The organism is Gardnerella coleohominis, from assembly GCF_002896555.1.
GTDB classification, from domain to species: domain Bacteria; phylum Actinomycetota; class Actinomycetes; order Actinomycetales; family Bifidobacteriaceae; genus Bifidobacterium; species Bifidobacterium vaginale_F.
In genome coordinates, this window is record NZ_MNLH01000002.1 from 137,610 (window position 1) to 150,612 (window position 13,003).

Genomic DNA, 13,003 nt, shown 5'->3' on the forward strand with positions numbered 1-13,003 from the left:
GCGTCGGTGAGATGTGATTTCTAATTGGAATATCCGGGAATGAAATCAGTTTCAGGTTGCGTAGGATTCTCTTTTGCTGGAGACACGCTGGATATAGTCATTGTGGAGCTTTGAGAATCAATTCTCTCGTGCGTGGTAGGAGTGGTTTCTACCTCATCCTGTAGAATCGTAGTATCCTTCATGCTTGTACGAATCTTCTGGGTTAGGTTATAGAGGCTATCAATATTATTCGCTTTAGCTTCCATAGTACTTACCCCTGATGCGATAAGCTCATCGTACGCGTCTTGGTAATCACGCATAGATTTTTCGATTCGAGTAGCAATCTGGGTAAGCTTCTTTTTGTGCGTGTTAAATGCTGAGCGTTGAGCTTCCAGAGTTTTAATCTTGCTTTCCAACTCCTGCTTATAGCGGGCAATCTCTTCATCAAAATTGAGAACCATAATCTGTTACTCCTTAATCAAAATTTTATTATTGTATTGTCTACCATGGCAAATAATCAGCATCATTATCGAACTGAACAGGCTGTGTATTCTGTTCGTATTCTTGCTGCTCTTGAAGAAGTGTTGCCGTTTCATTCTGAATTTCTAGCGATGGCTTGTCAATAAAAGAGATGGGAACTGGTTTTAATAATTTGTCCCAATCCACATCTGATTCTTTGAGCGTATTCATCCAGTATGATGCCATGGTGCTGTTCTCATTGATAGTCAGGTAGCCTGTAGAAATCATACGTGGCAGTGTGATTTCAAGGAGAGAGATGAACTCTCTATCGGCGAGGGCTTGTGCTTCTAACTGCTCAACATGTTCACGTAAAGCTTTGAAATCTTTTTCTCTTTCATAATCTTTGAGAGTGAGTTGAGCATACGCATAATCGCGCGCCTGATCGCGAAGACGCTGAGTGCGTTCTTTGCATGCCATTACACGGCAGTAGCCACTACAAAACTTCTTATGCTTTGCGCGCTTATCAGTGATAGTGAATGATTTGTTACAGCGTTCACACTGACGAGTAATAGGTTCCATTTTCTCTCCTAAAGTGCTCATTAGTCCTCCTTTCTCTACCTGTACCTACTTAATAATGAGAAAGTAAAAAAGTTTTCTTTGATATAAAGAAAATCTCAAAGGCGTTATATAACGCCTTAAAACTCTTAAAGCCTTGAAATTATTGGCGTGAGCCAATAAAAACACCCGAAGGGTGCATTGGTTCCTTAAAATTAAAAAACTTTTATTTTTATGTTTCTGAAGAAAAATCTGTGGATAGTTTTAAGAAAAAATGGGTTAAAGTGTGGAGTGATTTTATGAAAAATTCTTAGAAGAATTTTTCATAAAAGAGAAGAAAAATTTTTGAAGAACCCTAGAACCTTTTTATGAAAACAGTGCCACGGAAAATCACGCGCACAAGAAACCACAGAGCCAAGCAAAACACGAGCAAAAATTTTATAGGGATAAAAGAAAATTGCCTCGACTTGTTTACTAAGTCGAGGCAAAATAAGATTTTTGTTTTTACAGTTCGTCGAGTTCATTCATGTGCTGTGCCATGTAGTCAGCGAGCCAGTTCATGCCGTAGGCTTCTTCAAAGGATTCGAGCAAGAGTGATAAGTCTGTATGGAATCCGTAACTGTGGAGAGTATCTTGTGCTTGTTTTACTGATGTGAGTTTGAGCCTGCGAATAATTTCAGCGCTATCGTGTTTGTCTCTTTCTCTGCCACTTTCTAGTTTCATACCAAGGATATAATCAAGCGGCGGCATGAGCACGGTAAGATGAGAGAATTGAAAAACAGGAGTGCAAATTTTGCGCGGTGGGATGCGGTTCATGTTCGCAACAGAATTATTAAGCCATAATTCATCTGGCTCGTTCGCGTTATATTTCTCACCGACCTGTTGAATTATGTTTCTGATTTTTTCATTTTCTGTATAGAAGGCATCAACGTCTTGCGTGCCTCGAAGATTGTAATACTCAAGAACGAAACCACCAGCACAAATAATTTCGAGTGTGATATTTTCGTTCGCAAGATTGTCATTGAGTTCAGCGAACAGTGGTGTCTTGTCCATAACGTCCTTCTTTGAAAAGTTGCAGAATATTTTTTGGTTGTGCTTTACGATTCGCTTGGAGCACGTGCTCTCTTGTGTGTGTGCCGTCAGTGAGTGCGTCTTGCAATGTTATTTTTTGGAAGGGAGTCAGCACGGTGCTGTTGAGTAACCGTGTGACATCATCACTGGTGAGTTTCGTGCCATTGTCTTGAATAACTTTGTACAGGTAGCGGAACCATAAATCCCCATCTCGTTCGCTATTCTTACTTGCTTGAATCATATACTCGTACCACGTGTGCATGTGTCGTCTCCTTCTGTGTATTACCTGATTCTTATTCTAATCGGACAACACACAAACTTTTAGTATGCTAGGCATAGGCATAAGCCGCTTGCCTTATCGAAGGTGAATGCTCTGCCACCGTCTTCAACTTCGGAACAATTCTGGGCAAGAAGTTCAATATCGATACTGTGATAGAGAAGCGAATAAGGAAGCTCACTATGCTGGGCAAGTTTGGGAGTTATCCACGTCTCGCTAAAGTCTTCAAACCATTCTTCGACATCGCACACGGTAAAGCAGTCAATTTCGTCAATGGTGTGGTGCGCGTCGAACCAATCTTTGAATTGTGGATATTCTTCGAGTACGTTTTCGATGTCGCTCCCGTCATACCATGTGCACATTTCATCTCTCCTTTTCCTCGGGGTGTCTGTGACATTTTTTTGTTCAAGTTCCTTGAACACTGAAGACATATCGCCGTGAAGTGACGTAGCGCATAAGCTGCGCGTGGACCTTTAGGGACATCGCGGGCGTTGCGTGGAGGAACGTGGCGATAGGATCGTAAGTGTCAAGGAAATTGACAAACCTTAAAGAAAATTTTTTGTACACCGCAGGTGTTCCATACGAAAAAGAATGGTTGTACACGCTTTAGCGTGTGCAACACAATATTCCTGTCTATTGAGTCGTCAAGTACATACGAAATAGGGGTGAAGAATATGAATCCTTCACCCCATGTGCTTTTATAGGTTTTAGTCTGTGGTGGTGTAATAGTAGTCAAGCTGGTCGCTTGTGAAGTTATCTTCGCACCATGCTGCCAGGGTCGTATACAGGTCGTTGTATACACGTGCTTTATCCTCGTTGTAGAAATGGTATTGCCAGATTTTATTGTTCAACACCATGACAAGCTCGGTCATCATTTTGTAATTGCTGTGCCACTCATTAAAAGCGCGCTGGTAAGTATCTTCGATAGCGTCGAGACCAAATGCTTCTGCTATGGTGAAGTCTTCCCAGAAAGTAGTGATTGGCGTGTACCCGTAGTCTTTGAGTGGATTGTAGATTTGTGGCATAGTGATTGTGGTGCTCATTGTGTTTTCCTTTCAAAAAGTGGGGAGAAGAGGCTTTTCTCTTCCCCGTTGTGTTTGTTTTGATGATTGCGTTTCACGTCCTGCCGGTGGATGCGTTTCACACCCTCGGGGTGCTTGACCCAGCTCGCGCGGCCGAAACAATTTATTGTTGAGAGACGCTCGGATGGGTTGACATGCGTCCGCTGGTAGGGCGAGCATTCATCGGTAAAACAAACACGGGTAGAGAAAACACGTGCTCCAGCTATGAAAAGGAAAAGAGTGAGCAGTCGCTCTTACTGAATGCGCATAATCTCCTCACTCTTATAAGTACACGGGCAGAGTAGCTGATGGTTTTGCGAAGGATAATAGTGCAGAGGATTGTGTGGTAGAAAAAGATTGTGTTCCATGCGTGCAGGGGTGGGTGCGGCTCATACACGTGTGATGGAGAGTGAATGTGTAGAAACTATTCTTCTGGCACCACTCTTACCAGTAGCGCGTAGACGTGTATGCGTGTGCTCAACCTATCGGTTGTGGGGTGTGCTTGTATATCCATCTGTATGAGCGTATTAATAGTGCATGGTTCCAGGTCTTTGGCTTATCGTCATGGGCATTCTTGTGAGAAGAAAACCGACACGAAAGCGTAGGCTGGCTTATACAAGAGAAATGAAAAGGTGGTGGAGCACCCACCTTTTTCGTGAGTGTTCCACCACGAGGGCTTTAGTGACCCATGTTGATAGACCAGTAGCGTTTCTCGTCTTCACGAGCATGCGTGCCTTGAGGGTCGTCAGGATTGAAGTACGCGTTGCTGAAGGTATTGATGCGCACACCGTACCGGCCTGGAATGTTCGTGTAATAGCCTGGCTGGGTGCGCTTACCCTTGAGCAGCGTATGGTGGCGCAAGTCGAAGAGAGTGACTGTTTTAGAGGTGACGTGAATGACTTCGTAATAATCCCAGTTGGTTTGGTCATACCCCCATGTTGCGACGAGGATGTCACCTTCCATAGCGCCGTGCACGTTAATGGAGTTGCGGGTTACTGGTGCTTCGAGTGTGGTAGTCATAATAATCCTTTCCGTTAAAAGTGAAACAGTGGTTGTTTCGCTTGGGTTTTCTTTTGTTGATGATTGCGGTTCACGCTACGACTGGCGGCATATGTCACACCCCTTGTGGGTGCGTGACCTGGCACGCGTGGCTGCAACGTAAGTGAAAGACACGACGGACAGGTTGACATATGTCGCTAGGCGCAGCGAGCATTCATCGGTAAACAAAAGAAGGCCTAAGCGGTAAACAGCCACTCACATTTTTTAAGGAAGGAAGTATTGTCTTACCACACGAGGCGCCTCGTATGCGTAATCCTTAGCTAAGTGCATAGATGCAAGGAAAAGGCCATGTCAGCGTGTGGGGTGTGAGAGAAACTATCAAGATGAGAAAGTAAGAAGGGCTACCCTAATGGGTAACCCTTCTAGTGGTATAGCGGTGCGTTTAGATGTGGTAGTCGCCGGTTACTGTAGTCATGATGTACAGGTCACGATAGTGAGGGTCGAGATAGTCAAGGCTACTTTCAAGGACTGTCCATGATAAGTTTGACGGGTTCATGATGATAATACGAGTAGTCGCATACGGTTGTGTAAGACGACGGTAGTCACGCATGACATGCCTGTCTAGCTCACTGTGCGCACCGTAGTGTGGCATGTACCCGTAATCGGTTACGATTCGTGCAGCGTGGTGGAATGTTTCCGCAGCTTCATGTGCAAGACTATTCATCTTTTCACTATCAGCGTGTAGGTGAACGATACCGTCATTCTTACTGGTAAGCGTGTATGGCATGTACTGTATTTCCAAGTCGACGATATCGCGTGGATTGTTCCATGTGTCGATGAAGTCAACATAGTCAGCTTCATCGGCTATGTCTTTTTCGAGGGTAAGGGGATCGACCGACTGGAGAAAAGTGGCGATGAGGTTGTCGTAGCTGGCATATTTTTTGAGTGCTTCGATAGCGTCTTTTTCACTGGTGAACGAGTAGAGAATGCTGGAGTGTCCCATAATAATTGTCCTTTCTTATGTGTGTCACTGTGTGCGTGACAAGCGTTAAGCAGCACACAACCCGTTGCCATAAGACACTCCGCCACCCCTCTAAAAATGATATGGGTTCTTGTGGGGCGCGCCCACACCCGTGGAAAGGCTTCCCTGTCTGCAATTTTTGCAGGCATGGGGAGCCTGAAAAACGATGGTGTCTGGCGCGAACTGCAAGAATCCTTATCGGGGTGGTGTGTGTGGATTGTGGTGGGTGTGTGCTTGTCTTGGCGCTGGCACGCACAAAGCTCATGTGGGGCGGCCGTGGTGCAGCATCTTTGCTGCACCCGTGTCATACAGACAACCCTTTAAGGGTTGGCATTAGCCCCACATGATATATAGGTCAGGAATATATGAGTAATGGTCGATCTCACGTGCGGTAATGTCGACCATTTCCATTTTGGTGGTGGTTGGTTTTCTATCAAAGGACAAGCCAACCACCCGATTTTTGGTCCCTTAGAGGGTGTTTACGCGTATGCAGGTTCTTTATATACTATGCCTTCTTTGTTCTTGTGATCTTTGGATGTTTCCTCTTCGTTTTCCTCTAGTGGACGTAGTGAGAGACTAAACCCGAGATTGTCAAGAACACGCATAAGAGTATCTAAACGTGGGTTGCCTTTGCCGGAAAGGATTTGATACAAGCTTTCGCGTGGAATTCCGGAACGCTGCGCAAGCTTTGTCATTCCCTCAGATTTTGCTACTTCGCCTAGTGCTTGAGTAAAGAAGTGCGCATCGTTAGCTTCTAATGCCGCATTAAGGAAATAAATGATAGATTCTGGGTCGGTTAGATAGTTTTGAATATCGAATTCTCGTGTCTTTACCATTGTCCTGCTTCTTTCATGTCTTTAAGGAGAGCGTCTGCTTTCTTGATATCCTTGTCTTGTGTGGATTTGTCTCCACCAAAGACAAGGAGAACTATCTTGTCTTGTTTTTGGGCGAAATACACGCGATACCCTGCATCGATATGGAATCGTGCTTCTTTGAGTTCGCCATGTATGGTTTTAACGTCTCCGAAAACCATGCTCTCATTTTTCCACTGGAAGAGTCGAGAGCCGATAGCTAGTTGAGCTCGTCTATTTTTAAGCTTTTCTAGCCATTTTGTAAATTCTTCTGTTTCTATTATTCTCACGCATCAATTGTAAGATATTTCTTACAGTTTGTCAATCTGAAGCAATAAGAGCGCGGGTCTCTCTACCTTTCTTCTAGGTAGAGAGACCCGCACTCTTTAACTTAAACTACAGCCTTTAGAATGGCATATCACCTGGGTCGTAACCAGTCATCCAATCGTCCTCTGATGAGGCTGGTTGTTCTGGAGCAGCTACAGGTGTGGTGTCGCGGTTTTGCCGCATAGCGAGCAGTGCGATATTGGTTGTAAGGTTTTCAGCATTAAAACTGACTTGGGCGTGGGCTTTGCCGTCTTTGCCTATCCATGCGGATGGGCGTGGATCGAACCGGCCTATCGCAATGACGGGCATGCCTTTACCCAGTTGCCCATTGTTCCATAGGGTTTCGAGGATTTCCGCAGACCTACCGAATATTTTTACCTGGATGAAGTCTGCTGGTCCGTCGACCCACTGCCCATTTTCCTGGCGTCTGTTTTGTGATGCGATGGTCAATTGGAGCATAGCGCGTTTACGGTCTGCTGGCGGGAAGTAGGTGTGATTGTCGGTGAGGTTTCCTTCGATAGTTTGAGCGATGGTCGTTTTCATCATTGTTCTCCTTTTTAGTTGAGGTTGTTGAGGCTTATTTCTGTGACTGGGTTTAAGACTTCGGGTAGGTTTTTGAGCTCATCGAGTCCGAATTGGCTTGTGATACGGTCCAGATCGTATGTGTCGGTCGCGTTGATGATCCACAGGACGCCTTGCGTGTTTCCGAGTTTGGATGCGCGGAATGCTTCAAGACGGTTCAGGATTGCCGCGATGTTTTTCGCTTTTTCTGGGGTGAGGATACTGGTTTTGATGAAGCTTAATTGTGGTGTCCACCCGTTACTGTCATTCATGTCTACGGTGTGGGTGATACGGATGACGAGGCGGACTTTACGTTCTTGTTCACTCATTGCAAGTCTTCTTTCGTCTTATTGTGGTTACTGGTGTATGGTTCTATTCCGTGTGTGGCTGCTATTTCTTTGAGGGATACCCGTTTTTCTGGTATCCAGGCTTGGTAGAAGTAGTAGTGGGCAAAGAATACCATCATACCGATGACACTGATTGAGCTAAAGATAATAAAGGTTTGCGTGTTTGTAGGGAGAAAACTGTTATAAAGCGCTGCTGCCAGTACGAGGGTTATGGTTACTGCGAGAACGCTTAAGAGTACTGTCCATGCGCGAATAATTGTCTGGTGTTGGCAATTGCGTACTCGACTGCTGTCTTTCCATAATCTATTTGTTTCTGTGTATGCTGTAGCAAGGAGGATCCAGCATGAGATGATACTTGCGAGTATGATTGCCCACTGTGGCATGCCGTGGCCTATTTGTGAGCATAAGGCAGGGGCAGCGGGTGCTAAGACGAGCCATAGAAGGTCACGCTGCCCGTTGTCTAGTGTAAACTCCATGATAATTCTCCTTTTAAGATTCTCTTGTTTTGATGAAGCTTAATTGTGGTGTCCACCCGTTACTGTCATTCATATCGATGGTGTGGGTGATACGGATGACGAGACGGACTTTACGTTCTTGTTCACTCATTCTTGTTCTTTCTTTTCGTTGCTCGTTTTGATTTTTTGATACATGCCACCTGAAAAGTTGCCGATAAGAAATGCAAAGGCTGCGAGAGTAATCGTTCGTATAGTCTGGTTGTCTGATAGTGTTTCTACGAGTACGCAGACGGTCACACTGGTAAAAATTAGTGCGAGTGTGAGTTTTTGCCATCGTGTTTTTGGCGTATGTGTCTTGTTCGCGCTCTCTTGCATGAGATGTGCCATGTAGGTTACAAGACCGCTGTATGCAATAAGTGCATTTATTAGGATGAATGCTGCGAGTATACGAATGAGCATAAAAGACCTTTCTTTGTTGTAGTTTTGGTTATTCTTGGAATAAGGCGGGCTCTAGTTGGGAGACATAGTCTTTATCGAGTGTCCAGTTGTGGATGAAGCGTAGGTCGCACGAGTTTTCGTATGTGTTTTCAAGCTCGCTTATGGGGTGGATGGTGTATCCGGTTTTTTGCGCGTCTTGCTCATCTTGTGTGTTTTCGCAGATGTAGATTTTGTGGCATCCGTCGTATGCGAAGCTTGTGCCGGTGACTGGCTTGCTGTTAATTTTCATTCTTGTTTTCCTTTCTACTTGTATATGATTTTTCTTATGGTTTGGTTTTATATAAAAACCCTGGTGTGATTATTTTTCGTTCGTGTTGTTGAACACTGGAAGGGACAAAAACGGAATGCGCTGGAGCCAACCCCTTGCGGGCCCTAGCTTCGCGCGTGTCCGTAACGCGAGTGGAGGACGCGGGGAAGTTGGCGGAAGTGACCCGTTTTTTAGAGTGGGAAGTGTCAAGAACACGTCATAAAAAGCAAAAAATGAGAGTACACCGCAGGTGTTCCATGCGATGATAATGGGTCTGCCGCCATGATAGTGGTGGCAGATTCTTTGTCCTGCTGGTGGCGGCTGGTTCACACATCTTTGTGTGAACTTATGGAAGCATAGTAGCCACCCTTCTCGCGTGGTAATAGCGCGGCTTGCTCCTGGGGGTAATGCCCTAAAATTTATGGAATTTTGTTCAGGGCATGCCCTAGGGGTAAGACGCGCCCCGCGCGGGAGGGTGGCTGCGATAAGCCACCAGGGGCTGGCAGAAAAAGTTGCGCTTCTTTTTCTGCCAGCAAACCCTCTGCTTACTTCTGGCACCAGTGGGGTGTGATGTGGTGAAGGAGCGCTGTAGTAGTGATGCGTGCAAGCCCGTACTTCTCGTCTATCGTGAGTGCTTTCTGGGCTGTGATACGAGCGTTTGTCGTGTCATTTTTCAGCCAATACAAGTATGACAGTGTGCCATAGACTGTGACAGTTTCCCTCTGACTTAATCCTTTAAGTTCCAGCATGGTGGTCAGCAGTGCTATTGCACGATGGATGCGCCGTGTGTCGAGGGTGAAATTGTCATCTCTAAAAACCAGGTCGAGGCTTGAACGCACATAGTGGACAGTTTTCTCAGCGAATGGGTGCTCAACGTTATCGAGGAAGTCTTGCATGGTGCAGCCATGGAAACTATCAATAAGGAACATGTCACGCACGATGAGGAGACTGCTTAATGCTTGGATACCGTAGCGTAGTGTGTTCTCGTCCAATCCTTTCGTGGTAAAGCCTGCTAGGTAGTTGTGGAATGCTACGAGAGCTTCTACCTCTCCTATTAGGAGTGTGACCGTGTGGTCGCTGTTGATGGTAACCATTTTTTTTTATCCTTTCCTTGTGTGTTGGTAGTTCCAGGGCAGGCACACCCGTAAACCCACAAGAACACTCCCAGTCCTTGTGCGACGCTCCAGGCTCGACTCCGGTCAGCCCGTGGAACATGTTGTGGAATGGGCTGGCAGGGGTGAGCTTGTTGGGTGGCGTGACAAGGCTGGCGTGTGGTCTTTGGACTGGGTGTGCTAGCCTCTGGGCTACCAACACGAGAAAGTGGGGGCGGCGACCGGTGGCAGCATTCTTGCTGCGCCACAACAGTACAGTCTCCACGAGTGAAACTCGTGGAGACAATAGCCGCCCAGACTTTTTAGTGGATCCGGGTATGGTGCTGATATTTCTTTTAATTCTCATGATGTTAGTCAAAAGAATTTACAGACGGGACATCAGTTATAAATATCCTAGATATAGATGTTGGTGCTATTTGCTCACGGCACAAATGAACACTCTATGACAGATAAAGTATGGTTCACTCGGTTAACTTAGATGTCTGAATTGAAAGCGTTCTAATTTAAAAATAAGCTGCGCTGTGAAACTTCTGTAGTGAACTTTCACAGCGCAGCTTGTAGTTGTGCTCGTATTTACAATATTTATTGCATCTTATTCTGCTTTAATTGAACGCAATCGCTTATCGAATATGCAGATAAGCACCAGTATAAAGTGGATAAGAGCAGCTATGACAATTATTCCTGACTCTGCATGTAGAGATGGAATGGTCATGTGGGAATAAGCGTAATCCCATAGCGGATAGCTTACTGCTCCTATAGCGGCAACAACTGAGATGAATACAGACATTACCTGTCCAACGAGATTATCATCTACTGCATGAATAAATACTGTTTGGAATGGTGGATTTACTACTCCTTGGAAGAAAGCAAAAAGGAAACCAAACACGACTGCTGCTATAGCGTTAGGCGCTAATGCCAGTCCTATTATAGAAAGAGTCACTAGTATATGTGAAAGAGTGAGTAGCATAGAGAAGGACATTTTGCTGGACACTTTTGGCGCGATGAGATAGCTGAGGGCATACCCAAGTGACATTGCGCTTAAATACCAGCCATATCCTTCTGCACTATGTAGAACCATTGAGAATAAGAGGACTCCAGCAAAGCTTATGCCAGTAGATGCGATAGCTTCGAGTATTGCAAATGGAGCTAAAGTCCTGTACGTTTGGTTTTTTACAAATGTTGCCATTCCCCTAGCCCAAGTTGCCAAAAAGCCTTGAGAATATTCTGGATTTTCATCTGCGACGTCTGAAGTATAAATTCCGGTTCTAACTGCATGCTTGTAAATAAAATAAATAAAAATTATTATTCCTGCTAATGCGATAGTTTCTGTAAATAGAATTGGAATGTATAAATATTTACTACTCGCAAAACCTGCAACTGCTGGTCCTACTAATGTACCCATGAGGCTTGTAAAGCGAAGAAGTGAAAGAACATTAATAAGATCATCATTTTTTGTTACACGATTAACAAAGGAAGTAATAGCAGGAAAATAGAAAGTATCACATGCTGTCGTAACCATTACAAGTATACAAACACACCAAAATAGGAGCAACTTGTTAGCAGATGGGGTTGAGAAGGATACCGATACAATTGCGATAATACATAATCCCGCAATCATTCTTGCTAAGCATGCAGCAACTGTTGTCCTGAAAATTCCTACATGCTCAGCTAGTGCTCCTGAGAAAAGGCCTGCTACTAATTCACTTATTGCAGTGAGGGTGAGGTAAAGCGATAAATAATGGCTTGACTGCTGAAAACCGATAAAAAGTGAGTTCAATAGCCATAATTGAATAGTAGTTGAGGCTAGTGTAGTTGCATAGTTAGAAAGAAAATCACTAGCTGCTAAACGCAGATATCCGCGGTAAGGTTTAAATAGATTCGTCAAGGTTTGCTCGTTTCGTGAAATTACATTGCCAAATTATTGCTTGAGAGATGCTATCGGCACTAGTAGTGAAGTATGTTGTAAAGTCGTCGTTATCCCAAATCTGTTGCTGTAGGTTCTTGTCATCACGCACTGTGCTAAAGAGTTGAATAATCTGCTCGACGCAAGATAATGTTTTCTTTATATAGAAGTATTGTTGTGCGAAATCGACTTCTACTTGCTCTCCAGGGATAGTCGTATGTATTTCTTGGAATGTCCGTAGCAAATCAATTGTTTTAATAAGCGATATTTTACATGTCTCGAAATATTCTTGTATTGAATGGATGGTGGATGTTTTCGCTGTGTTTGTACTGACGATAGTGGCTTCAAGTGCAGCATTTGCTTTGAAAAAATATTCTGTTGCTTCAAATAGAGAAGCGCAATATGCTGCACTTTATTTCACATACTCATCAAACATTTCTTCGTACGAAGTCATGTTCATTATTAACCTTTGGTGTGAATATGTGCGGATAAATTATGCCTAAATCATATGAGGATATGGTCGAGGTCGTGGGTTGATTCCGCCGCGCTTGCTATTCTTGTTCATCTTTGCCTCCTTCATAAGAACAATGCTGTATCTTATTTGCATCTTCATCTATGAAGATACAAATAATCCTAATACAGGATTCGCATTCTTTCCAAGTGTGTCTCTTATTGTGGAATAATTTTATATAAAAATTAGTAGTACATTATTAGACCTTAACTATTTACCAGTCTCAGCTCGTAGTACGTGTTTTCTGATATCCCTACTGTTTGGCAGAGTCCGGCTATTCGTATGTCAGGATTCTTTCTGTGGAATTGGTGGATAAGGTGTAACGCTTGGCTTCAATCAAAACCCTCAACTCTGCTCGCCATCTGGTCGAGGAATATGCTGACTTGCTTGTGTACTTGTTCTGGCATGCCGGACTGTGTGTAGTCGGTGTTTTCCCGCCTGTTGATGCAGCGTTCAATCCTTTTGCGCCCGATGAGGGTGGACGGCATTCCAGTCTGTGCAAAAATAACAGACGGTCTGACACCGTTATCGTATTGCTGGACAGCGTCTTTGTGGAATTGGCTTGTGTAGTAGATTCGTGTGGCTGTCGCGTGTTTGATAGCTGGAAGACTGTTGAGATAAGCACGTTGACTAGGGGTAAAGGCTGTGTCTTTTCTACTCATGAGTATGAACCGTTACGTGTGAAAGATTAATAAGAAATCAATAGAGGAAGAAGAAAATATAGAGTGGGGGGCCACGCCATTGCACGGAGATAGTCCCGTGTGCATGT

Annotated in this window: 17 protein-coding genes; 2 read left to right on the forward strand and 15 right to left on the reverse strand. The window is 44.5% G+C overall.

Annotated features, from left to right (window positions below):
* Positions 1-20: 20 nt before the first annotated feature.
* The 14 genes from BFS05_RS02350 to BFS05_RS06955 form a co-directional block, all read right to left on the reverse strand.
* Positions 21-440, reverse strand: a complete 420-nt coding sequence (locus BFS05_RS02350) for a hypothetical protein (RefSeq protein ID WP_016637683.1) — start codon at positions 438-440, stop codon at positions 21-23.
* 40 nt (positions 441-480) lie between these two features.
* A complete protein-coding gene (locus BFS05_RS02355) occupies positions 481-1,038 on the reverse strand; it encodes a hypothetical protein (RefSeq protein ID WP_016637682.1) in 558 nt (185 codons plus the stop codon).
* 459 nt (positions 1,039-1,497) lie between these two features.
* Positions 1,498-2,046 carry a DUF6036 family nucleotidyltransferase gene (locus BFS05_RS02360; protein ID WP_016637681.1) on the reverse strand — a complete coding sequence of 183 codons (549 nt, stop codon included), beginning with the start codon at positions 2,044-2,046 and terminating at the stop codon, positions 1,498-1,500.
* On the reverse strand, positions 2,021-2,326 hold the full coding sequence (locus tag BFS05_RS02365) for a hypothetical protein (protein WP_009994584.1): 306 nt from the start codon (positions 2,324-2,326) through the stop codon (positions 2,021-2,023). Before BFS05_RS02365 ends, BFS05_RS02360 begins: the two co-directional genes overlap by 26 nt.
* A gap of 59 nt (positions 2,327-2,385) precedes the next feature.
* The gene (locus tag BFS05_RS02370; RefSeq protein ID WP_009994582.1) at positions 2,386-2,703 is read right to left on the reverse strand and encodes a hypothetical protein; all 318 of its coding nucleotides are present in this window, start codon (positions 2,701-2,703) and stop codon (positions 2,386-2,388) included.
* A 345-nt stretch (positions 2,704-3,048) separates the two neighbouring features.
* Positions 3,049-3,384 (reverse strand): hypothetical protein, encoded by a 336-nt coding sequence (locus BFS05_RS02375; protein WP_009994580.1) that lies wholly within the window; start codon positions 3,382-3,384, stop codon positions 3,049-3,051.
* Positions 3,385-4,080: 696 nt separating this feature from the next.
* On the reverse strand, positions 4,081-4,422 hold the full coding sequence (locus BFS05_RS06775; protein ID WP_162037913.1) for a hypothetical protein: 342 nt from the start codon (positions 4,420-4,422) through the stop codon (positions 4,081-4,083).
* A 421-nt stretch (positions 4,423-4,843) separates the two neighbouring features.
* Positions 4,844-5,404, reverse strand: a complete 561-nt coding sequence (locus tag BFS05_RS02385; protein WP_009994577.1) for a hypothetical protein — start codon at positions 5,402-5,404, stop codon at positions 4,844-4,846.
* A 497-nt stretch (positions 5,405-5,901) separates the two neighbouring features.
* The gene (locus BFS05_RS02390) at positions 5,902-6,258 is read right to left on the reverse strand and encodes an addiction module antidote protein (protein WP_009994576.1); all 357 of its coding nucleotides are present in this window, start codon (positions 6,256-6,258) and stop codon (positions 5,902-5,904) included.
* The gene (locus BFS05_RS02395; RefSeq protein WP_009994575.1) at positions 6,252-6,563 is read right to left on the reverse strand and encodes a type II toxin-antitoxin system RelE/ParE family toxin; all 312 of its coding nucleotides are present in this window, start codon (positions 6,561-6,563) and stop codon (positions 6,252-6,254) included. Before BFS05_RS02395 ends, BFS05_RS02390 begins: the two co-directional genes overlap by 7 nt.
* Positions 6,564-6,678: 115 nt before the next feature.
* The gene (locus BFS05_RS02400; RefSeq protein ID WP_013399328.1) at positions 6,679-7,146 is read right to left on the reverse strand and encodes a single-stranded DNA-binding protein; all 468 of its coding nucleotides are present in this window, start codon (positions 7,144-7,146) and stop codon (positions 6,679-6,681) included.
* An 11-nt stretch (positions 7,147-7,157) separates the two neighbouring features.
* Entirely contained in the window at positions 7,158-7,490 is a 333-nt protein-coding gene (locus BFS05_RS02405) for a hypothetical protein (protein WP_009994572.1), read from the reverse strand.
* A 960-nt stretch (positions 7,491-8,450) separates the two neighbouring features.
* Positions 8,451-8,690, reverse strand: a complete 240-nt coding sequence (locus BFS05_RS02420; RefSeq protein WP_013399326.1) for a hypothetical protein — start codon at positions 8,688-8,690, stop codon at positions 8,451-8,453.
* Between the two features lie 563 nt (positions 8,691-9,253).
* On the reverse strand, positions 9,254-9,802 hold the full coding sequence (locus BFS05_RS06955) for a hypothetical protein (RefSeq protein WP_230454556.1): 549 nt from the start codon (positions 9,800-9,802) through the stop codon (positions 9,254-9,256).
* A gap of 79 nt (positions 9,803-9,881) precedes the next feature.
* On the opposite strand from BFS05_RS06955, the gene BFS05_RS06960 reads away from it, so the two are divergent.
* Positions 9,882-10,004 (forward strand): hypothetical protein, encoded by a 123-nt coding sequence (locus BFS05_RS06960; protein ID WP_255358933.1) that lies wholly within the window; start codon positions 9,882-9,884, stop codon positions 10,002-10,004.
* 408 nt (positions 10,005-10,412) lie between these two features.
* On the opposite strand, the gene BFS05_RS02435 is transcribed toward BFS05_RS06960, so the two are convergent.
* Positions 10,413-11,705, reverse strand: coding sequence for an MFS transporter (locus BFS05_RS02435; RefSeq protein ID WP_009993952.1), 1,293 nt, complete (start codon positions 11,703-11,705; stop codon positions 10,413-10,415).
* 855 nt (positions 11,706-12,560) lie between these two features.
* On the opposite strand from BFS05_RS02435, the gene BFS05_RS06785 reads away from it, so the two are divergent.
* The gene (locus BFS05_RS06785; RefSeq protein ID WP_162861110.1) at positions 12,561-12,926 is read left to right on the forward strand and encodes a hypothetical protein; all 366 of its coding nucleotides are present in this window, start codon (positions 12,561-12,563) and stop codon (positions 12,924-12,926) included.
* The last annotated feature ends 77 nt before the right edge of the window (positions 12,927-13,003 follow it).

Excerpts from the sequence above, each read along its gene's own strand:
- BFS05_RS02350 (WP_016637683.1), bottom strand. The coding sequence starts at position 440 with ATGGTTCTCAATTTTGATGAAGAGATTGCCCGCTATAAGCAGGAGTTG.
- BFS05_RS02355 (WP_016637682.1), bottom strand. The coding sequence starts at position 1,038 with ATGAGCACTTTAGGAGAGAAAATGGAACCTATTACTCGTCAGTGTGAA.
- BFS05_RS02360 (WP_016637681.1), bottom strand. The coding sequence starts at position 2,046 with ATGGACAAGACACCACTGTTCGCTGAACTCAATGACAATCTTGCGAAC.
- BFS05_RS02365 (WP_009994584.1), bottom strand. The coding sequence starts at position 2,326 with ATGCACACGTGGTACGAGTATATGATTCAAGCAAGTAAGAATAGCGAA.
- BFS05_RS02370 (WP_009994582.1), bottom strand. The coding sequence starts at position 2,703 with ATGTGCACATGGTATGACGGGAGCGACATCGAAAACGTACTCGAAGAA.
- BFS05_RS02375 (WP_009994580.1), bottom strand. The coding sequence starts at position 3,384 with ATGAGCACCACAATCACTATGCCACAAATCTACAATCCACTCAAAGAC.
- BFS05_RS06775 (WP_162037913.1), bottom strand. The coding sequence starts at position 4,422 with ATGACTACCACACTCGAAGCACCAGTAACCCGCAACTCCATTAACGTG.
- BFS05_RS02385 (WP_009994577.1), bottom strand. The coding sequence starts at position 5,404 with ATGGGACACTCCAGCATTCTCTACTCGTTCACCAGTGAAAAAGACGCT.
- BFS05_RS02390 (WP_009994576.1), bottom strand. The coding sequence starts at position 6,258 with ATGGTAAAGACACGAGAATTCGATATTCAAAACTATCTAACCGACCCA.
- BFS05_RS02400 (WP_013399328.1), bottom strand. The coding sequence starts at position 7,146 with ATGATGAAAACGACCATCGCTCAAACTATCGAAGGAAACCTCACCGAC.
- BFS05_RS02405 (WP_009994572.1), bottom strand. The coding sequence starts at position 7,490 with ATGAGTGAACAAGAACGTAAAGTCCGCCTCGTCATCCGTATCACCCAC.
- BFS05_RS02420 (WP_013399326.1), bottom strand. The coding sequence starts at position 8,690 with ATGAAAATTAACAGCAAGCCAGTCACCGGCACAAGCTTCGCATACGAC.
- BFS05_RS06955 (WP_230454556.1), bottom strand. The coding sequence starts at position 9,802 with ATGGTTACCATCAACAGCGACCACACGGTCACACTCCTAATAGGAGAG.